We start from the raw sequence: 681 nt of genomic DNA, 5'->3' as shown, positions 1-681 counted from the left end.
CCGTGATGGACGGCACCGCCAGCAGCGCACAACTGGCCCTGCTGGGTGTGACCGTCACCAACGTCACCCCCGACAACCTCAAAGCGGTGCAAAACGCCATTGGCACGGCCGACCCCACCAGCCTGACGGCACTGCAAACGGCGGTAGACAACGCCATCAGCACCTTCAATAACGCCAGCACCCTCATTGCCAACTACGCCAACTTCGTCAACGACTACGAAATAACCGACTCCATTTACCCAACCCCACAGGCGAGCGACTACACCGCCTTGGCCATCACCGGCATGGGCGACTCGGGCCAACCGACGGTGGCCATGATCAACAGTGCCTTGGGCACCCCAGCCTTGCTGGGCACCAACGCCGACACCCGCACTGACGTGCAAGCCATCGTGGATGCCTACCAAGTCATCCTGGACAACGCCAACACGGCCAGCAGCACCGACGCGAGCGCCAGCGACTACCTGGCCATCGGCGTTACGGGCGTGGACGCAGGAGCCGAGACCAACTTGTTGGGCAGCGTCATCGAGAACAAGGCCACAGCCGATGTGGACAGCGTGGCCGATCTGCAGGCCCTGGCCAATGCGGTGCAAGCCGTGATGGACGGCACCGCCAGCAGCGCACAACTGGCCCTGCTGGGTGTGACCGTCACCAACGTCACCCCCGACAACCTCAAAGCGGTGC

General features: G+C 63.4%; 1 protein-coding gene. It reads left to right on the top strand.

Translation table 11 applies throughout. From position 1 onward, the window contains the following. A partial coding sequence (locus tag B472_RS17145; RefSeq protein ID WP_157951999.1) for a hypothetical protein occupies positions 1 to 681 on the top strand: 681 nt, incomplete at both ends.

Origin of the sequence: Limnohabitans sp. Rim28, from assembly GCF_000293865.2 — a bacterium.
Lineage (GTDB): Bacteria > Pseudomonadota > Gammaproteobacteria > Burkholderiales > Burkholderiaceae_C > Limnohabitans_A.
Note: the sequence above shows the minus strand (reverse complement) of the source record. Positions and strands in the feature narration are given on the sequence as shown.